This is a genomic window from Sorangium sp. KYC3313, assembly GCF_052075895.1.
Taxonomy (GTDB): Bacteria; Myxococcota_A; Polyangia; order Polyangiales; family Polyangiaceae; genus Sorangium; species Sorangium cellulosum_B.
The window spans coordinates 11911360-11929420 of sequence record NZ_CP197255.1 but is presented as its reverse complement, the minus strand read 5'-3'; the positions used below and the strand labels follow the sequence as shown (position 1 = coordinate 11929420).

At 71.1% G+C, this 18061-nt stretch carries 14 protein-coding genes and 1 tRNA gene; 7 read left to right on the top strand and 8 right to left on the bottom strand.

The window, feature by feature from the left end:
• Positions 1-61: 61 nt before the first annotated feature.
• The 4 genes from ACSRUE_RS45420 (at position 62) to ACSRUE_RS45405 (ending at position 7390) form a co-directional block, all read left to right on the top strand.
• The gene (locus tag ACSRUE_RS45420; protein WP_441289001.1) at positions 62-2413 is read left to right on the top strand and encodes an ATP-binding domain-containing protein; all 2352 of its coding nucleotides are present in this window, start codon (positions 62-64) and stop codon (positions 2411-2413) included.
• A 164-nt stretch (positions 2414-2577) separates the two neighbouring features.
• Positions 2578-2654, top strand: a tRNA-Met gene (locus ACSRUE_RS45415).
• A gap of 784 nt (positions 2655-3438) precedes the next feature.
• A complete protein-coding gene (locus tag ACSRUE_RS45410; RefSeq protein ID WP_441289000.1) occupies positions 3439-5412 on the top strand; it encodes a globin family protein in 1974 nt (657 codons plus the stop codon).
• A 97-nt stretch (positions 5413-5509) separates the two neighbouring features.
• Positions 5510-7390, top strand: a complete 1881-nt coding sequence (locus ACSRUE_RS45405; RefSeq protein ID WP_441288999.1) for a protein kinase domain-containing protein — start codon at positions 5510-5512, stop codon at positions 7388-7390.
• A 100-nt stretch (positions 7391-7490) separates the two neighbouring features.
• Here the strand turns inward: ACSRUE_RS45405 and ACSRUE_RS45400 are convergent, their stop codons facing one another.
• Together ACSRUE_RS45400 and ACSRUE_RS45395 are read right to left on the bottom strand one after the other, a co-directional pair.
• The gene (locus ACSRUE_RS45400) at positions 7491-8129 is read right to left on the bottom strand and encodes a hypothetical protein (protein WP_441288998.1); all 639 of its coding nucleotides are present in this window, start codon (positions 8127-8129) and stop codon (positions 7491-7493) included.
• Positions 8130-8649: 520 nt separating this feature from the next.
• Complete coding sequence (locus ACSRUE_RS45395; protein WP_441288997.1) at positions 8650-8853, bottom strand: hypothetical protein; 204 nt, start codon at positions 8851-8853, stop codon at positions 8650-8652.
• 155 nt (positions 8854-9008) lie between these two features.
• Between ACSRUE_RS45395 and ACSRUE_RS45390 the strand changes: the two genes are divergently transcribed.
• Positions 9009-9218, top strand: a complete 210-nt coding sequence (locus ACSRUE_RS45390; protein WP_441288996.1) for a hypothetical protein — start codon at positions 9009-9011, stop codon at positions 9216-9218.
• A gap of 12 nt (positions 9219-9230) precedes the next feature.
• On the opposite strand, the gene ACSRUE_RS45385 is transcribed toward ACSRUE_RS45390, so the two are convergent.
• The 3 genes from ACSRUE_RS45385 to ACSRUE_RS45375 all read right to left on the bottom strand — a co-directional run bounded on the left by ACSRUE_RS45385 (position 9231) and on the right by ACSRUE_RS45375 (position 13927).
• The gene (locus ACSRUE_RS45385; protein WP_437761728.1) at positions 9231-10157 is read right to left on the bottom strand and encodes a glutamate--tRNA ligase family protein; all 927 of its coding nucleotides are present in this window, start codon (positions 10155-10157) and stop codon (positions 9231-9233) included.
• A gap of 67 nt (positions 10158-10224) precedes the next feature.
• Positions 10225-12021 carry a glutamate--tRNA ligase gene (locus ACSRUE_RS45380; protein WP_441288995.1) on the bottom strand — a complete coding sequence of 599 codons (1797 nt, stop codon included), beginning with the start codon at positions 12019-12021 and terminating at the stop codon, positions 10225-10227.
• A 151-nt stretch (positions 12022-12172) separates the two neighbouring features.
• Positions 12173-13927, bottom strand: a complete 1755-nt coding sequence (locus ACSRUE_RS45375; RefSeq protein WP_441288994.1) for an adenylate/guanylate cyclase domain-containing protein — start codon at positions 13925-13927, stop codon at positions 12173-12175.
• A 437-nt stretch (positions 13928-14364) separates the two neighbouring features.
• On the opposite strand from ACSRUE_RS45375, the gene ACSRUE_RS45370 reads away from it, so the two are divergent.
• Positions 14365-15072, top strand: coding sequence for a hypothetical protein (locus ACSRUE_RS45370; RefSeq protein WP_441288993.1), 708 nt, complete (start codon positions 14365-14367; stop codon positions 15070-15072).
• A gap of 233 nt (positions 15073-15305) precedes the next feature.
• Here ACSRUE_RS45370 and ACSRUE_RS45365 read toward each other — a convergent pair whose 3' ends face one another.
• Positions 15306-15686, bottom strand: a complete 381-nt coding sequence (locus ACSRUE_RS45365) for an Hsp20/alpha crystallin family protein (RefSeq protein WP_441288992.1) — start codon at positions 15684-15686, stop codon at positions 15306-15308.
• Between the two features lie 98 nt (positions 15687-15784).
• Positions 15785-16249 (bottom strand): Hsp20/alpha crystallin family protein, encoded by a 465-nt coding sequence (locus ACSRUE_RS45360; protein ID WP_437761723.1) that lies wholly within the window; start codon positions 16247-16249, stop codon positions 15785-15787.
• Between the two features lie 277 nt (positions 16250-16526).
• On the opposite strand from ACSRUE_RS45360, the gene ACSRUE_RS45355 reads away from it, so the two are divergent.
• On the top strand, positions 16527-17108 hold the full coding sequence (locus ACSRUE_RS45355) for a YtfJ family protein (protein ID WP_441288991.1): 582 nt from the start codon (positions 16527-16529) through the stop codon (positions 17106-17108).
• A 36-nt stretch (positions 17109-17144) separates the two neighbouring features.
• Here ACSRUE_RS45355 and ACSRUE_RS45350 read toward each other — a convergent pair whose 3' ends face one another.
• Complete coding sequence (locus tag ACSRUE_RS45350) at positions 17145-18059, bottom strand: MerR family transcriptional regulator (protein WP_441288990.1); 915 nt, start codon at positions 18057-18059, stop codon at positions 17145-17147.
• Positions 18060-18061: the final 2 nt, after the last annotated feature.

Below are 18061 nucleotides of genomic sequence, written 5' to 3'. Positions count from 1 at the left end.
TCTGGCGTGCTGACGCTCCGGCTCAGCCTGTCACCTCATCCACCCTCGCATCGGCATCCCCGTGACCGCGAATCGTCCTACGAGCCCCACGCCCACCCGAGAGCAGTCCACCGCGCCGTCCTCGGCCACCATCACGACGTCCGCCCGGCCCGCGCCGCCCGCGCCGCCCACGTCGCCCACGTCCAGCGACGGCGCGCCCGGCGCCGGGCTGAGCGAGCGCGGCGCGGCGATCGTCCGCGAGGAGGAGGCGCTGCTCGCCCGCGTCACCGCGTACCTCGCCGCCGCCGCGACCAAGCCGTCGCGCCCGCCGCCTGCCGAGAACTACGAGGAGCAGCTCCTCTCGCTGCGCGATCAGATCGCGGCGGCGCGGCTGGAGGACGTGCCGGCGCTGGTGCAGCAGATGGAGCGCCTGCAAGGGATCGCCGCGCGGCGGAACGAGAACGTCGTCGAGCCCGTCGATCCGAAGTCGCCCTACTTCGGCCACCTGCGCCTCCAGGAGAAGGGCCGCCCCGAGCGCGACGTCCTCATCGGGCGCACGACGCTCGTCGACGCGAGCGCGGGCGTGCGGATCGTCGACTGGCGCCACGCCCCGGTCAGCCAGATCTACTACCGCTACGAGGAGGGCGCGGACTACGAGGAGACCTTCGGCGAGCGCGACGTCGAGGGCACCGTGCTCGTGCGGCGCACCGTGACCATCGACGACGGCGAGCTCTACCGCATCTCGGCGCCGCAGGGGACGCTCGTGCGCGGGCCCTCGGGCGGCTTCCGGGAGATCGCGACGCGGGCGACCGAGCTCTCCGGCGGGCAGGGCAGCGCGGTGCGCCCCGAGGACATGCGCGACATCGCGCGCGCGGCGGCGGGCGGCGCGCGCGGCGGGCTCGGGACGGGGGCGGCGTTCCACGCCCGCGAGGACCGGCACCTCCCGGAGATCGCGGCGCTCCTCGACCCGCGGCAGTTCGAGCTCATCTCGAAGCCGGACGCCGGCATCGTGGTCATCCAGGGCGGCGCCGGCAGCGGCAAGACGACGATCGGCGTCCACCGGCTCGCCTTCCTCTCCTACAACGGAGGCCGCCGCTTCACCGCCGACAAGATGCTCGTCATCGTCGGCAGCCCCGCGCTCCGCGCGTACATCAGCGAGGCGCTCCCCGCGCTCGGCCTGGGCGGCATCGCGGTCGAGACGTTCTCCGAGTGGGCGCGCGCGGCCCGGAAGCGCGCGTTCCCGTGGCTCGAGGCGCCGATCGAGGAGAACACGCCCTCCGTCGTGACCCGCTACAAGACCCACCCGGCGATGCTCCACCTCCTCGAGCAGCGCGCGGCGGAGCTCAAGGACGACGCGCGGGCGCGGCGCGACTCGCGCGGCACCCTCGCCTTCTGGGCGGACGTGCTCACCGATCTCGACCGGGTGATGGCCGCCTTCGAGGCGGCGGGCGACCCCGAGTTCGGCCCGGAACAGGTGAAGCGCGCGTGGCGCTGGTGCGCGGACCGCTGCCCCGCCGTGCTCGACCTCGACCCCGGCGACCGCGCCGAGCGCAAGGCGGCGATGGCCGACGAGCCCGCGGACGACGACGACGACCGGGGCGGGGACGGGCGCGAGATCTCGAGCGACGACCGCGCGGTGCTCGACCCCGAGGACGACGCGCTCCTCCTGCGGGCATACCAGCTGCTCCGGGGCGAGCTCCGCAAGGGGAAGAACGTGCTCGTCTACGAGCACCTCTTCGTGGACGAGGCGCAGGATCTCGCGCCGATCGACCTCGCCGTGCTGCTCGGCGTCGTGGCCGAGCCGCGCAGCGTGACGCTGGCGGGCGACACGGCGCAGCGGCTCTTCATGGACTCCGGCTTCCGCGACTGGCGGACGACGCTCGACGACCTCGGCCTGTCGCGGGTCGACGTCGAGCCGCTGCGCATCGCGTACCGCTCGACGCGCGAGGTGCTCGCGTTCGCCCGCGCGGTGCTGGGCCCGCTGGCGGATCCGACGCCGCCCCTCGCCCCGCGCAGCGGGGCGCCGGTCGAGCACCACCATTTCCCGAGCGCCGGCGCGGCCGTCGCGTTCCTGGCCGACGCGATCCGCCCGCTGTTCGCGCGCGAGCCCCGCGCCACGCTGGCGATCCTGGCGCGCCACCCCGAGCAGGCGGACGTCTACTACGACGCCCTCAGGATGGCGGAGATCCCGAACCTCCGGCGCGTGCGCGCCTACGAGTTCGCGTTCCGCCCCGGCGTCGAGGTGACCGAGGTCCGGCAGGTGAAGGGCCTCGAGTACGACTACGTGGTGCTGGTCGACGTGAACGCGTCGACCTACCCGGCGGACGACGAGTCGCGGCACCTGCTCCACATCGGGGCGACCCGCGCGGCGCACCAGCTCTGGGTGATCTCGACGGCGGCGCCGTCGCCGCTCGTGCCGGACTGGCTGGGCTGAGGGGCAGGGGGACGAAGGGACCGCTCGAGCGCAGCCGAGCTGCGCCGCCGCTCTCGGAAGGTCTCGGAAGGCATCGGAAAGCCTCCGAGGGGGAGATGGACACAATCGACACCGGGCCGTGAGAGAATCCTTGACCGGAGCGAGGCCGTGAGTAGATTCCCTCTCGCGCGGTGGAGCAGCCTGGTAGCTCGTCGGGCTCATAACCCGAAGGTCGTGGGTTCAAATCCCGCCCGCGCAACCACGACCCAAGTAGCAAGAAGCAAGAGGACGCGAGGATTGGTCGGAAAGGCCACCTCGCGTTTTTCGTTTTCAGGGTCTGCCCGCAGACGCCGAGCGTGAGGCCGGAGAGGCGGCCTGAGCGAGCCCGCCGTCCGGCCCCTTCAGGCGAGCGCTGCTCGTCGCTCGCTTTGCCTGCTCGCCTGGTGTGAGCCTCTCGGGAGAGATCCTGGTCGTCCCGGCGGCGTCGCGCGCCCTGGGGCCCAGTCGTTCCACCGGAGCGCGGCGGCACGGAGCGGCTCGAGCCCAAGGGCGATAAGACGCTCACCCCTTCTGGAACATCGAGCGTCGATGGCGCGAACTCCATCGCTCTCTGCGGCTCCGGCGCGCCGCCGCTCCGATGCCCTGTCCGTCGACGGTGTCGCTCGGGAAGTGCGCAGCGCTACGGGGCCGGTACAGGTGCGGTTCGCCAGCGCCACATCCGTGGCCTCGGTCCGCTCGTCGCGCCGCCGCGCCCCCGGCGAGGCCGCCGCGATCTGCGCGCGTTCGTCGTGCGTTCGTTGCGCCTTGGTCGAGCGTTGGCGGGGCGTTGGTGGGGCGTTGGTGGGGCGTTGGTGGGGCGTTGGTGGGCATGGCGCGCGCTTCCACGGGCCCCTCGCGCCGGCGGCGCAGCCCTCTCGCCGCGCCGTAGGCAGGCGCCGGCCCCGTGATGTAGGATGGCGATAGAGGCGGCTCCTGTGCTCTGAACACGCGCGCCACGGCGCGCACCTCACCGGCGCATTCCCGGTAACCTCCAGCGGACAACCACGATGGCCAAACCGAACGATCCCTTCGCACCCTCGACCAACACGCGCGGCGCCGCGACGCCGGGGGATGCGGCCAAGCCGCAACGCAGCACGGGCGCGCCCGCGCCCGCGCCCGCGGCGCGTGCGTTGCCCTCTGCGGGGCCTGCCACCCAGCGAGGGCCGGGGGCCTACGGCGCGCCCGAGTTCCTCAACAAGGCGCGCAGCGCGCAGCCGCCGGAGCTCCTGAGCCAGCGCACCATCGAGCTCGTGCAGTGGTCCTGGGCGAAGGTGATGCCCATCTCGGACGCCGCGGCGGCGCTGTTCTATGAGCGGCTGTTCACGCTCGAACCGTCGGTGCGGCCGATGTTCAAGAACGATATCGCCGAGCAGAAGAAGAAGCTCATGCAGACGCTCTCCGTGGCCGTCGATGGGCTGAACAACCTGCCCAAGCTCGTGCCGGTGCTCCAGGGCCTCGGCGTCCGGCACCAGGGCTATATGGTCGTCGATCGGCATTACGACGTGGTGGGCGAGGCGCTGCTCTGGACGCTGCGCGAGGGGCTCGGCGACTCCTTCTCGGCCGACGTCGAGTCCGCGTGGAAAGAGGTCTACGGCGTGGTCTCGGACGTCATGAAGAAGGCCGCCGCGGCCCACGCGGCCGTGGGCGGCGCGCAGGCGCACCCCTCGCCGGCGCCGGCCGGGAGGGAGGCCCCGCGGATCGGCGCCCAGCAACCGGCGCAGCGCGTGGCGCCCGGGGAACCGTCGGTGCAGCTGCCGAAGTCGGTGCCGCCGCCCTCGTCGACCAAGGCCTCGCGGACGCTCGTCGGGGTCGTGCCGCCCTGGCAGGGCGACCCGCCGCCCGCGCCCGCCGCGGCGCCCGCGGGCGCGCCGATCAGCCTGCGCACCATCGAGCTCGTGCAGCGATCGTGGGCGAAGGTGATGCCCATCTCGGACGCCGCGGCCGCGCTCTTCTACGACCGCCTCTTCGAGCTCGAACCGTCGGTGCGGCCGCTCTTCAAGAACGACATCGCCGAGCAGAAGAAGAAGCTCATGCAGACGCTCGCCGTGGCCGTCGATGGGCTGAACAACCTGGGCAGGCTCGTGCCGGTGCTCCAGGCGCTCGGCGTGCGGCACCACGGCTACATGGTCGTCGATCGGCATTACGACGTGGTGGGCGAGGCGCTGCTCTGGACGCTGCGCGAAGGGCTGGGCGACGGCTTCACGCGCGACGTCGAGTCCGCGTGGAAAGAGGTCTACGGCGTGATCTCGGACGTCATGAAGAAGGCGGCCGCAGATCACGTCGCGAGCGGGGGCGGTCGCAAGGCCGACGCCGCGCCCGCGCGGGAGCGGGCGCCCGCGCAGCGGCCGCCCCTCTCGGAGCAGCGCGCGCCGGCGCCGTCGAGCGTCACGGAGGTGATGCCGGCGAAGAGGCGCCCGGGCCCGCTCGACGAGGACGCCGACACGCTGCACTACCAGACCAACCCTGCCCATGAGGCCATGATGACCAGCGGTATCCACCACGAAGAGTCCCGGGCGGCGGCGCGCCCGGCATCCGCAGCGCCCCCTGCCGTCGCGAGCGCGAGCCCGCAGGGGCTCGTCATCCCGTGGGCGGGCCAGGACATGGTCGTCAACGTCCACGTCAAGCTGGACGGTCCGCTGGTGACGGTCCCGGTCGCCTCGCCGGGGATTGCGTCGCCGGCGGCCGCGGCGCCCGTCGTGCTGGAGCCGACTGGCCCGAGCGGCCTCGCCGCGGGGCTCGCGATCGCCCTGCTCTCGATCGCCGCCTCGATGGCCACGGCCATCCTGATGACGGTGGGCGGCGCCGACAAGGCTGCGGCCGGCGCGGGCGCCGCGGCCGGCGCGCCCAACATCGCGTCCCTCGCGACCTACGCCGTGCCGATCATCGTCACGGTCCTCGTCCTCTCCGCGTTCACGATGGGACACATCCTGGGGCGGGGTCGGGCGCGGAGCGACGCGGGGCCCGGCGCGGGGCAGCTGTGAGCTCCTCGTGCGGGTCGTGAGCGGGTCGTGGACTGGAAGCCGACGCATTCGCCCGGCGAGCGCACGGGTTTGATGGCAAGATGGGAATGAGAGTCCGATGATCGCGGAGCCTGCGAGTACGCTGACTCACCTGGCGGGACAGTGGCTGGGACCGTTCCAGCTGATCCAGCTGCTCGGCATCGGCGCGATGGGCGCCGTGTACCTGGCCAGGGACAGCGTGCTCCAGCGCGACGTCGCGGTGAAGCTGATCGCGAAGGGGAGCGCGGACACCGATCCCGAGCGGCGCGACCGCTTCCTGCGCGAGGCGCGCGCGGCGGCGCGCCTCCTGCACCCGAACGTGGTGCAGATCTTCCAGGTCGGCGAGGACGAGGACGTCCGCTACATCGCCATGGAGTACGTCCACGGCCTCACCATGGCGCAGGCGGCCAAGCAGCACGGCGGCCGCCTGCCGGAGCAGTTCGGGATCGAGAAGATGCGCGAGGCCGCGGCGGCGCTCGAGCTCGCGGCGTCGTACGGCATCTCCCACCGCGACGTCAAGCCCGCCAACCTCCTCCTCAATGCGTCGGGGACGCTCAAGATCGCCGACTTCGGCCTCGCGTCCCATCCGGAGAGCGGTCCGCTCGGGAGCAGCGCCGCCCGCACGCTGGAGGGCACGCCTTTCTACATGAGCCCGGAGCAATGGACCGGGCAGGACATCGCGCCTCCGTCGGACATCTACAGCCTCGGCTGCACGTTCTACCACCTGCTCGTGGGCAGGACGCCCTTCTCGGCGCGGGATCTCGCTGGCTGCTTCCAGGCGCACTGCCACGCGCCCGTCCCGGATCCGAAGCTGGCGATGCCGGACATCGACCCGCTCCTCGCGGAGCTCTTGCGCCGCTGCATGGCGAAGAGGCCGCAGGAGCGGCCGTCGGCCGGGCACATCGTGGCGTTCCTCGAGGACATGCTGATGCTCCGGCGCAGCAGCGTCAGGTCGCGAGAGGCGCCGGAGGCGAAGAGCGCGCTGCTCGGCGCGCCCATGGATCTCGCCGATACGAGGATAAGCGAGCTCCCGGCGCCGCCGAGGGGCCCGCTCGCGACGCCGACGGGCACGATCCTGGTGAGCAGCTCGACCGCCGTCGGGCACTTCACCGGCCAGTACAGCTACCGGGATCATTTCGGGCTGACCGGCTATCCGTTCAGCGACATCCGGCAGCCGAGCTTCTTCTGGGACGCAGGCCCTTATGCCTGGATCTTGAGGACGCTGGCGTCGCAGATCGTCGCCGGGCAGCGCCCGGCGATCCTCGTGGGCGAGCCGGGGAGCGGCCGGACCTTCGTCTGTGAGATGATCAAGAACAAGGTCCCGCGGATCCAGGTCTTCTCGGTCGAGCCGCAGCTGCTCTTCGGGACGCGGCCGCTCGTGTCGCTGTGCAGGCAGGTGGGGGCGACGGCCATCACACCGACGCTGAGCCAGCAGTTCCTCGTCGACGCGTTCCTCGGGCAAGCGCTCCTCCGCGCCGGGTCGGACGCGATAGCGGTGCTGGTCGTCGACGGCGTCGATCCGGAGGATCACGATCTCCTGATGGAGCTCCATGACATCCTGCGCTGCGCCCCGGCGGGCAGGCTCTCGATGATCCTGGTGGGCGCCCCCGATCTCCCCGCGACCCTCGCCTCGAACGGCGTGCCGCGCGAGCTCTACTCCGGCGCTCAGTCGCTCCTCTTGCCCGGCATGACCCTGCAGGAGATGATCGAATACATCGATTTCAGGATGTGCTCGGTCGGAGGGAGCAGGCGGGGGCTCCGGCTGGACCTCGCGTCGCAGCAGCTGCTGCACGCGAGGAGCGGTGGTAGCCCGAAGCTCATCAACATCTACTGTCACAACGCGCTGACGATCGCCGCGCTCCAGGGCGAGACGGACGTGAGCCTGTCGTCGATCCGCCTGGGAATGAAGAGCAAGAGCTACCTCACCGCCGAGGCGGCCACGAACCTGATCCGGGGCTGAGCGCGCCTCCAGCGGGTCGCCCGGCGCGGCGGGAGCGGTCGCGCGCGGGGCGATCGCGACGCGCTCGCGCGCTGGCCAGTCCCCCTCATTCCTCGCCGCGTTAGCTGTCGTTTCCGGCGGTTCCGGCTGGTGCGACCGTTCTGGCCGCCCCTGTCGCGGACGGCGCGCTCGGCGGCGCCGCGGGGAGGGGGGCGCGCCCGGGCATTGCGGCGAGCACCGCCGCGTCCGTTATCGGCGCGCGCGGCACGTTCAGCGCGCGCCCGATGCGCGCCCTCGAATGCTTGTCGTTGTCGACGCACCTGCCGCGCGTGTATGCGCTGAGCCGGTCGCGCGGCTCCTGCTTGCGGCACGCCCCGAAGGATCCCTTGATCAGCGCGAGTCCAGCGCGGAAGCATTTCTCTCGATCCCCGACGAGATCCTCGTGCGACCACCCCTCCCGGGTCTTGCCGGCGCCGACGCGGACCTGGAGCAGACAGGAGTCGAGCCCCGAGCCGCGCGCGAGCTTCCCGAGCCCGAGGTCCACGTCGCGACGGTAACCGCTCTCGAAGTACGCGATCGACAAGAGCAGCGCCATCGTCTCGGCTCGACCGCGCGGGCCGCCGAAGAGCGGCTTCAACGCGGGATCATAGGCAACCTTCGCCGCCGCGCGTGCGATCTCGTGGTAGCGCGCGCGGCCTTCCTCGGGCGTCTCGACCGCGTCCTTGATGAAGCTCTTCCCAGGCGGGGCCCATGTCATCATGATACCAACAGCCCACGCGATAATCGTATCCATAAGACATGTAAGGTCATGGGCTACCTCTGTGTCAAGCAATTCGGACAGCCTGGCTGGGATTGTCGTCGTGCGTTGTATGATCGCGTGCCGCTCAGTGTGCATTATAACGTCCTCGTCAAATTGCAAATGATCTGGGAAGCGGTGCGTCGTACGTGGTGCGCAATCGTTTTCGCACTGGTTCGCGCTGGTTCGCACTGGATTTGTGTTCGGTTGTGTTCGGTTGTGTTCAGTTGCATTTGTTGCGCACGGCCTCGCGAGATTGCGGGTGTGCTCGCGGTCAAATTCGCGCCGAGTTGCCTCGCGCGCTCGCCGCGGGGCTCACGAATGGAGTGGTCGCCTCCAGTCCTCGAGAGAGCGACTGGCCCTCACCGGGCAGGGAGCGAAGATGTGCTGCGCGCGCTCGTCGCGAGGCGCATCAGGCCTTCTCGGCGGCGTCTTCGTCGGAGGTCGCGCGCCCGTCCCGACGAAGTGTCCTGTCCAAGGAGCATCATGTGTAACTGCCGCTGACCGCAGGTCCAGGTCGGCGCGCCGCGTGATGGGGCCGGAAGGCGAGGACCACGGCCATGAGCCCGGCCCCGACGGCCGGCGCGGCGCGCAGGAAGCCGAACCCCTGCGGGCCGACCCCGAGCCCGTCGGTCGCGTAGATGGGCAGCAGCCGCGAGCCGGGAGATCGAGCGCCAGGTCGCTGCATCCCGCGCGCCGTGGAGGGGTTGCATCCCGGGCACTGTGAGGGAGAGCAGGGACGGTCCGGGCACCGCGGCCGGTCCTCGGGACGGTCACGTTCGCGTGGCCTCGGCGTGGAACACTGGCGCGCCGACATGGACCTGTGGTAAGCGGCTGCCCCACATGATGCTCCTTGGACATGACACTTCGACGGGACGGGCGCGTGACCTCGCCGGGCAGGCGTGGCGCGCCTGGACGCTGTTTGGCAGCCGCTCCCGCCGCGGGCGTGATGGCCGGCGCGACGACGACGACGACGACGACTTCCCGCGGCCGAACGCGATCCTCACGTGGCTCCCGATGCTGGGGCGCGCCGTCTCGCCGCTGCCCGCCTGATCTACGCGCCGCTCAGGGGCCGCTCGCCGCCAGCGTGAGCGAGCCGTCGCGGAGGCTCACGACGCGGTCCGCGGTCGCCACGCGCGACCAGTCGAACTCGCGGAGCAGCTCCGCCGGCGTGCACGGATCGGGGCGATCCCGCAGGCCGACGCAGCAGGCGAGCGCGCCGGTGAGCGCGGGCGCGCTCCGGGCGAGCGCCGCCCCGCGCGCCGCGCCGTGCGTCTTCGCCAGCTTGCCGCCGCGCTCCTCCAGGAGGAGCAGGTGGTGCCGGTAGACCGGCGCTGGCAGCCCGAGCAGCGCCTGGAGCGCCGCCTGCGTCGCGGTGCTCGGCGCGATGTCGCGCCCGCGGACGACGCGCGTGACGCCCGCCGCGCCGTCGTCGACCACCACCGCCAGCTGGTAGGAGAAGGCGCCGTCGCGCCGGCGAACCACGGGATCGCCCATCTCGAGCGCGGGCTCCTGCGACAGGTCGAGCCCGCCCTCGTCCAGGGGCCGGAACACGCCGTCGGGCAGCCGCGCCCGGATCGGCTCCACGCTCGCGCGCCACCCGCCGGGCGGCAGCGCGCGGCCGCGCGCGCGGTTGTCGTAGGCGAAGCCGCCGTCCGGGGCGCGCCGGCCGATCGCGCGCACCTCCTCGCGCGTCGCGGAGCAGGGGTACAGCGCGCCGAGCGCCTGGAGCCGGTCCATCGCCGCCTCGTGGTGCGCCCTCCGCGCGTGCTGCTCGACGCGCTCGTCGAAATCGAGCCCGAGCCACGCGAGATCCTCCTCGATCGCGCGCGCGAACTCGGGCCGGCAGCGGTCGGGATCGAGGTCCTCCAGCCGGAGGACCAGCCGCGCGCCCCGCGACCGCGCGTCCAGCCAGGCGAGCAGCGCCGCGGCGAGCGTGCCGAGGTGGGCGGGCCCGGTGGTCGACGGGGCGAACCGGCACACCTCGCTCATCGCTCTTCCTCCTGCCGCTGCCGGCCGCGCCCTCGTCGCGCGGCCCGCGGGCTCGTCACGCCGCGCCTCAGAGGAAGCGCGCGATGCGCGCCCGCACGCGCGGCTCGCCCAGCACCGCCATGACCTCGGTCAGATCGGGGCTGTTCCTCGTGCCGCAGACCGCGACCCGGAGGAGCATCGAGACGTCGCCGACATGGCCCTTCCACGACTCGGGAGAGGCCTTGTACTGCTTCACCTCGCCGGCGTAGCCCGAGGCCACCGCGATCTGCCGGATCTTCTCGAACCACGCCTCCTTCGAGTCGGCCGGGTCGAACGTGTCGAGCATCTGCCGGAGCAGCGGCTGGCGATCGCCCTCCGGGACGCTCTCGGGGAAATCGAGCGCGTCGACGCGGTCGTAGAGCTCGTCGTAGAAGAAGAAGAGCTGGGGCCGCAGGTCGGGCCAGGTGGTGATGCGCTTGTTCGACTTCTTGCCGCCGCGCTCGATGCCGAGCGCGCGCTTCGTGTACTCCGGATCTCGCTCCATCAGCGCGGCGAGCTCCTTGTCGTGCTCCCTGGCCCAGTCGAGGCCCTGGGCATAGACGTCCTCGGCGCTCATCCGGCTCACGACCGCCTGGCTCACGCTCTTCAGCTTCACCATGTCGCTCAGCGCGCCGCCGGGGGCGAGCTTGTTGAGCTTGAGGGGGAAGGCGGAATAGGGCTTGTCGGGGTTCGCCTTGCGCCAGTCCTCGAACGCGGAGTTGGCGATGTTGAGGAGGTACTCGATGGTGCCTGTCTCGGGGACGCCGATCTCCCGGTAATAGGCGATGTTCGCCTCGGGGTCCTTGCGCTTGCTCAGCTTGCGCCGCGCGTCCGAGACCTTCGTCTCGCCTGTCTCCGGGTCGACCTCCTCCACGCGATCGAGCTTCTGGATGGGCGGGACGTGGGCGTACTCGACCGGCCTGAAGCCGAGCGTGCGGAAGAGCTGCAGGTGGAGCGGCATCGACGAGATCCACTCGTCGCCCCGGATCACGTGCGTCGTGCGCATCAGGTGATCGTCGATCGCGTGGGCGAAGTGGTACGTCGGGATGCCGTCCGACTTGAGGAGGATGGTGTCGAGATCGTTGACGGGCATCGAGATGACGCCCTTCACGCCGTCCTTCCACTCGACGCGGCCGGAGACGTCGTCCGGGGCGCGCAGCCGGAGCACGAACGGGGTGCCGCCCGCGAGCGCCTCCTTCACCCGGGCGAGCGGCGCGTCGCGCCACTTCGCCCACCGGCCGTGGACCCCGGGCTTCACCGTGAGGGCCATCTGCTCCTGCCGGATGGCGTCGAGCTCCTCGACCGTGCAGAAGCAGGGGTAGGCGAAGCCGCGGCGGATGAGATCGATCGCGTAATCCCGGTAGATCCCGACCCGCTCGGTCTGGATGTAGGGGCCGTAGTTGCCCTGCTGAACGAACTCGCCTCGCGACGACGCGCCACCGTCCTTCGCCGGCGCGCGGAGCACGCCCTCCTGAGGGGAGAGATCGAAGCGCGCGAGGGAGTCGACGATGGTGTCGAGCGCGCCGGGGATGGCGCGCTTCACGTCGGTGTCCTCGAGGCGGAGGTAGAAGACGCCCTCGCTCTGGAGCGACAGCCGCTTGTTGATGAGCGACACGAAGATGCCGCCGATGTGCATGAACCCGGTCGGGCTCGGCGCGTAGCGGGTGACCATCGCGCCTTTGGGCAGCGCGCGCCGGGGATAGCGCGCCTCGTACTCCTCGGGCCGCCTGGCCGACGCCGCGGCGTCGCCGAAGAGGAGGCGCACGAGCTCGTCGCGGTCCTCTCCGGGGCCCGGTTCGCGGACGGTGACGGGAAGCGTCGTCTCGTTCGGGGCCTGCTTGTCCATGAGGGCGCCTCGCTCCTGGTCTGACATCGGCGGGCAGCCATTGCACGCCCGCCTGGTCTTGTCAATCGGCTGGGGGCCTGTCAATCGGCTGGGGGCCTGTCAATCGCGGGGTAGCGAGCGCGAACGAGCGTGGGTCGTGGCGCGCGCCGCGCTACTGCGGTGTGTTCTCGCCGATGAGCCAATAGGTCTTCATCGCGCCCTTGCCCTTGATCGCCACGAGGCCCCGCTCCTCGAGGAGGAAATCTCGAGCGAGCAGGGAATAGCTCGCCTCGCTCACCTGGATCCGGCCGGGCTCTCCGCTCGACTCCATGCGGCTCGCCACGTTCACCGCGTCGCCCCAGAGGTCGTAGCTGAACTTCTTCTTGCCGATCACGCCGGCGATGACAGGCCCGGTGTTGATGCCGATCCTGAGCTGGAACGGCTCGCCGTCGTCGCCGACGAACTGGCGCACGGTGTGCGTCATGGCGATCGCCATCCGCGCGATGGCCCTCGCGTGATCGGGGCGCTGCGCCGGCAGCCCGCCGACGACCATATAGGCGTCTCCTATGGTCTTGATCTTCTCCAAGCCGTGCTGCTCGGCGAGCTGATCGAACGAGGAGAACATCCGGTTGAGCAGGCCGACGAGCTCCGCCGGGGGGAGCCGCGCGGCGAGCGGGGTGAAGTCCGCGATGTCCGCGAAGAGGACGGTCACCTCCTCGAAGTGCTCGGCGATGAGCTGCTCGTGCTCCTTCAGCTGATCGGCGATCGTCCTCGGCAGGATGTTGAGGAGGAGCCGGTCCGAGCGCTCATGAGCTCGCTCGGCCGCCGCCTTCGCCTGCTCGAGCGCCGCCTTCTGCTGGCTCTGCCGCCGCGCGTTCGCCTCCAGGGCCGACAGCATGCCGTTGATCGAGCCGGTGAGGCGCGACAGCTCGTCGGTGCCCGGCATCGCGACCCGCGCCGAGAGGTCGCCGACGCCGCCGATCTCCGTGACCTCCCGGCTGAGGCGGGCGAGCCGGTACAGGACCAGCTTCTCCAGGAGCAGCAGCGTGACGCCGCCGAAGACCAGGCCCACGACCACGGTCACGAGCACGAGATAACGCAATGTGTCATGACCCATCCTGAGGATGGCCCGGTCGTTGTCCACGCGCACGAGCAGCGCCGGCTTGCCGTCGATGTCGTTGAGGACGGTGTATCCGGCGATCCGGTCGCCGCCGAGCGGGTGGACGAGGATCGGGTCGCGGTCGGACAGGGCGGCGCGCGCCTCGCGGAAGTCGTCGGGCAACCGGGGATCGTCGAGGCGGCGCACGGCGAGCGAGAGGCCGGCGGGCTCGGTGAGGCGCTTGATCTCGGCGTCGGTCAAGAAGCGACCGAACGTGACGGTGCCGGCGACCGGTCCGCGGCCGGAGCTGCCGACGCTCGGCTGGGAGCAGAGGAGCATCGGCCCGTCCGGGAGGAGGACGATGCCGCCTCGGACGGCGCTGCTGGGCGCGTCCCGCCCGAAGAGGAGATCGCCGACGCGGAGCCGCTCCGCGACGCCGCGCGGCAGGGGGGCCCAGCTCTTCGTGGCGTGGTCGTAGCCGGTGCTGTACACGGCGTTTCCGTCTGCGCCGGCGAAGACCGCGAGATCGATCCGGGCGATGTCGAAGAGCTGGGCGACGAGGTTCGAGCGAACGAACTCTTGATTGCCGTCCTGCACGAACGCGTAGGCGTCATCCCACTGGCTCCAGTCGGTCCAGCGCGCGTTGAAGTCGCTGCTGGCCTGGCGGAAGAGGTTGAGCGCCACGTGCACGGTACGGCGGGTGTCCTGCGCCTCGGCGGCCATCGAGTTGGCGAGGAGCGCCCTCGAGGAAACGCCGTACAAGGCAAAGCTGAGCCCGAGCAGCGTGGCGGCGATCGCCAGCAGCGTCTTCGCGCGCAGTGAGAGCAAGGCGTCGAGGGCGGGCTTCAGCGGCGCCGAGACTACCGAAATGCGGGACGTCGCGGAAGCGCGCTGACGCCAGCCGGGACGTCGCGGGCCCGTGGCGGGCGGGAGCGGGGGTGCGGCGGCGTGGTGCGGCGCGGTGCCCCTGGCCCGGTCCGGGCCGCGCGCGTGGAGGGGGCTCCGGGGCGGGCCAGGAGGTGAGGTCTCATTCTCGTTCTACGGAGGCACGCGAGGCATCGAGTTCCAGATGTGTATCGTGGACGTTCCCGTCCGTCGTTTCGGGCCGAGTCCTCATCGATATTCGCGGAAATTAAGGTTCGTAGTAATGAAAACAACTTGAACGGTTGTCTCCGTTTCCGGCGGTGATGAACGACGCTACGGTATCTCACGTTGCCTCGTGGCTTCCTTGGACCGCTGTCGTGAGAGCAGATAGAATGCGTGCAATGCACACGCCCGGCCGGCTGCTTGTCATTCCTGCGGTCCTTCTCACCCTCGCCGCGTGCGCCAACGGCACCGACGATCTGCTGCCCGGCTATTACGAGGAGCAGGCCGGCGGAGGCGGGCTCGGCGGTGATGGCGGCGCCGGAGGGGAAGACCTGTCCACGAGCTCGACCTCGAGCTCGAGCGTGAGCGTCGGCTCCACCGGGGTTGGCGGCGCTGAGGGCGAGGGCAGTGACGCGGGGAGCAATGAAGGCGATGGTGGCGCCAGCGGTGGTGGGGGAGCGGTGGCCGAGTGCGACTATGCGGCGCCGAACACGTGCGCTGGAGCAGAGGATCTCGGTGAGATCTCGGGCGATGACGGCGGCGACTCGGTGACGCTGACGGAGAGAGGGACAACATCGAAGTGGTTCAAGGTCTACGTCGTCGACAAGTTCAACGTTCCTGGCTCCGAGGTCTTCAAGGCCACGCTCACCTCTCCGCCGGGGATGAACTTCGATCTGATAGTATATCCGGGAGAGCTTGAAGTCGATGCCCCGAACTGCTTCACGTCCGGCGTGAGAGGGCAAGGCACGCCTGAATCGTTCACGACCACTTGGAACGATCGCGCGGGTCCCGACGATCACCGCTGGTTCGCCATCGAGGTCCGACACGTCGAGGGGACCGCGTGCGGGAGCGAGGCCACCTGGACGCTGACGGTCAAAGGCTATTGATCCACCACCCGATCCTCGAGCCTGCGCGCACAGCGACGCAGCATGAAGATGTCGCGCCAGGTTACACCGCCGGTCCTCGGTGATGTGGTGACTCCAGGCTGCGCACGCGACACGTCAGCGCCCGCTCGTCTCGACTTCGTACGCGCGAAAGGCACCGCGCGCCGCCCCGACGCCGCCCCGGAGGGGGCCGTCGGTGATCGGCAACACGGTGCCTCGACACCCGACAGACCGCCTCAGCTCGCGCTGATCGGGATCTGACGCGGCTTGAGCGACGCGCTCTTCGGCAGGTGGATCCGCAGGACGCCCGCCCGGAGATCCGCGGAGATCTTCTCGGAATCGATGCCCTGCGGGACGACGAAGCTGCGGCGGAAGTCCGGCAGGCCTTCGACGCCCTGCTCCCGCTCGGCCGCCTCGGTCCGCCGGCCCTCGAACGTGAGCTCGCCCTTCTCCACGCGGACCGCCAGGCGATCCTGCGTCACGCCCGGGAGATCGGCCACGACCAGGAGCTCGTCGGCGCTCTCGTAGATGTCGACCGCCGGCGCCACCGCAGGGCGCTGCTGGATCTTCTCGGGGTTGCTCTCGGCACGGTGGGTCAAGCTGCGATCGGTGCTCATGTTCATCGCTCCTTTCTCGGTACACTCCAGATCCGCTCGTCGCAGGATCGTCGCTCTCCTCTTCGTTCGCTTCGTTCGCTCCTCGGTTCTCCGCTCTCTCAGCGCGCCGTCACCGCGATCTGACGCGGCTGCGCCTCGGCGGCCTTGTTCAGCGTGAGCGTCAGCACGCCGTTCTTCAGGACGGCGGTCGTCTTCTCCGGATCGACCTTGCTCGGCAGCGTGAAGCTCCGGCTGAAGCGCACTCCGCCCCGCTCCCTGCGGTGGACGAGGTAGCCCTCCGGCGCATCCGACTTGCGCTCGCCGCTCACCGTCAGGACGTCCTGATTCAGCGAGATCTGAACATCCTTCTCCGTCAGGCCCGGAACATCGGCCTTGACGACAAGGGCGCTCCCCGTGTCGAACAGGTAAACGCGCGGACCACCCACGTACCGGGACGTCTGGTCGAAATCGCCGCGGAGCGACGCGCGGGGCGCGTCCGCCTCCTCGAACACCCAGTCCAGGCGCCGGCGAAGCTCATCCATCATGGCAAACGCGCGATCGAAATCCGTGGCTCGGTGCAGCATGTCAATCCTCCATGACCGCCGCGCGCGGCGCGCGCCGGGGCTCCGCCCACGGCGCCGTCACCCTGCTCGCGACGGCCGATTTGTTGTAGCGTTACGGGACCTTGGCTACGAGAGCCGGTCTCTTCGCACCGCCCAATCTTTGCACGGCACGTGGGGTGTCAAGAGCACGGCGCGCCGTCGTCCCCTCGAGGCAGATGGGCGGGAACGGCGGCGAACGGACTCGTCAGACTCGAACAGCCCTGGGAGCGCACCCCGGAAAGCGCTAGAAACCCCGGACATGCAGCCCTGCCCGCCCGCCCCCCGCCGCCGCGGCGTCCTCGCCGCCCGCCTCCGCTCGGTCGCCTCCGCGGCGGCGCTGTCCCTCGCGCTGATCTCGGGCGCGGCGCTGGCGCTGCCCTCGGAGGGGGACCGGGCGCCGAACGCGCGCGTCGAGGACGCGGACGGCCGCGCGCTCCAGATCAAGGCGCTTCAAGGCAAGCCGATCCTCATCGTCTACGAGGACAAGGACTCGAAGACCCAGAACCAGGCGCTCAAGGACGCGCTGGCGAAGCTCACGAAGGGCGACCGCTACCGGCGAGGCATCGCCGTCGCCGCGATCGCCGACGTCAGCTCCTACGACTTCTGGCCGGCGAGAGGCTTCGTGAAGGACGCCATCCGGGAGGAGTCGAGGAAGGTCGGCGGGACGGTGTACTGCGACTGGGACGGCTCCTTCCGCGCGGCCTACAAGCTCCGCCGCGGCGTCAGCAACGTCGTCGTGGTCGGCAAGAACGGCCACGTGCTCTTCGCTGCCGAAGGCGCCCTCAAGCCGGAGTCGCAGAGCAGGGTCCTCGATCTGCTCCGCAAGGAAGTCGAGGGCTGACCGCAGCGAACGCCCCGGCCGGCGGGGCGCGCGCGCTCAGCGCCCGTCCTTGCGGCGCCGCCGCGCGTGCAGCGCGGACTCGACCTGCGCGCGGATCTCCGTCGCCTCCGCGGCCGCCACGAGGCCGCCGCGCGCCTCGATGAAGGGCCGGAGCGCCCCGGCGCCCGCGCCGCCCACGAGCCACGGCACGCCCCGGCAAGCGTCCGCGTAGGCGTCGACGAGCTCGCGCGCCGACGGCGGGAGCGGCGGGATCGCGACCGTCAGCGCGACGAGGTCCGGCGCGAGCGCCTCGACCGCCCGCGCGATCGCGGCGGGCGGCGTCCTCGCGCCGAGCACGACGGAGCGGAAGCCCCACGAGCAGAAGCGCAGGCCGATGCCGAACAGCCCGAGCACGTGATCCTCGTCGGCGAAGGCCGCGAGCAGCACGCGACGCCCGCTCTCGCCAGGCTGCGCGAGCCGCAGGAGGTGCAGCAGCGTCGCGCCGAGGACCTGCGAGGCGAGGTGCTCCTGCGCGACCGTGATCTTCCCCGCGTGCCAGAGATCGCCGATGCGCTCGAGCGCCGGGCCGAGCGCGCGCTCGAAGATCGTCACCGCCGGGCCGAGCGAGAGGGCCCGGTTCACCTCGGCCTCGAGGCCGTCAGGATCGAACCGGACCGCGGCGTCGACGATGCGCTCGCTCGCCCCCGCGAACGCGTCGCCGCCGCTCGCGCCCACCGGCGCGCGCGGCCCCGCCGCCTCGAGCACCATGCGCGCCGCCTCGGCCGCGGCGATCCCGCCGTTCACGTGGTCGCGCATCTTCTTGATCACCGCCACATCGTCGTCGCTGTACAGGCGGTACGCCGACGCCGTGCGCGCGGGGGACGGCACGCCATAACGACGCTCCCACGCGCGCAGCGTCGCCGAGGACACGCCACACATCTCCGAGACGACATGGATTCTGTAGCGGCTCAACT

Excerpts from the sequence above, each read along its gene's own strand:
- ACSRUE_RS45370 (WP_441288993.1), top strand. The coding sequence starts at position 14,365 with ATGCACACGCCCGGCCGGCTGCTTGTCATTCCTGCGGTCCTTCTCACC.
- ACSRUE_RS45360 (WP_437761723.1), bottom strand. The coding sequence starts at position 16,249 with ATGCTGCACCGAGCCACGGATTTCGATCGCGCGTTTGCCATGATGGAT.
- ACSRUE_RS45365 (WP_441288992.1), bottom strand. The coding sequence starts at position 15,686 with ATGAGCACCGATCGCAGCTTGACCCACCGTGCCGAGAGCAACCCCGAG.
- ACSRUE_RS45410 (WP_441289000.1), top strand. The coding sequence starts at position 3,439 with ATGGCCAAACCGAACGATCCCTTCGCACCCTCGACCAACACGCGCGGC.
- ACSRUE_RS45385 (WP_437761728.1), bottom strand. The coding sequence starts at position 10,157 with ATGAGCGAGGTGTGCCGGTTCGCCCCGTCGACCACCGGGCCCGCCCAC.
- ACSRUE_RS45405 (WP_441288999.1), top strand. The coding sequence starts at position 5,510 with ATGATCGCGGAGCCTGCGAGTACGCTGACTCACCTGGCGGGACAGTGG.
- ACSRUE_RS45400 (WP_441288998.1), bottom strand. The coding sequence starts at position 8,129 with ATGATGACATGGGCCCCGCCTGGGAAGAGCTTCATCAAGGACGCGGTC.
- ACSRUE_RS45390 (WP_441288996.1), top strand. The coding sequence starts at position 9,009 with ATGATGCTCCTTGGACATGACACTTCGACGGGACGGGCGCGTGACCTC.
- ACSRUE_RS45380 (WP_441288995.1), bottom strand. The coding sequence starts at position 12,021 with ATGGACAAGCAGGCCCCGAACGAGACGACGCTTCCCGTCACCGTCCGC.
- ACSRUE_RS45395 (WP_441288997.1), bottom strand. The coding sequence starts at position 8,853 with ATGCAGCGACCTGGCGCTCGATCTCCCGGCTCGCGGCTGCTGCCCATC.
- ACSRUE_RS45355 (WP_441288991.1), top strand. The coding sequence starts at position 16,527 with ATGCAGCCCTGCCCGCCCGCCCCCCGCCGCCGCGGCGTCCTCGCCGCC.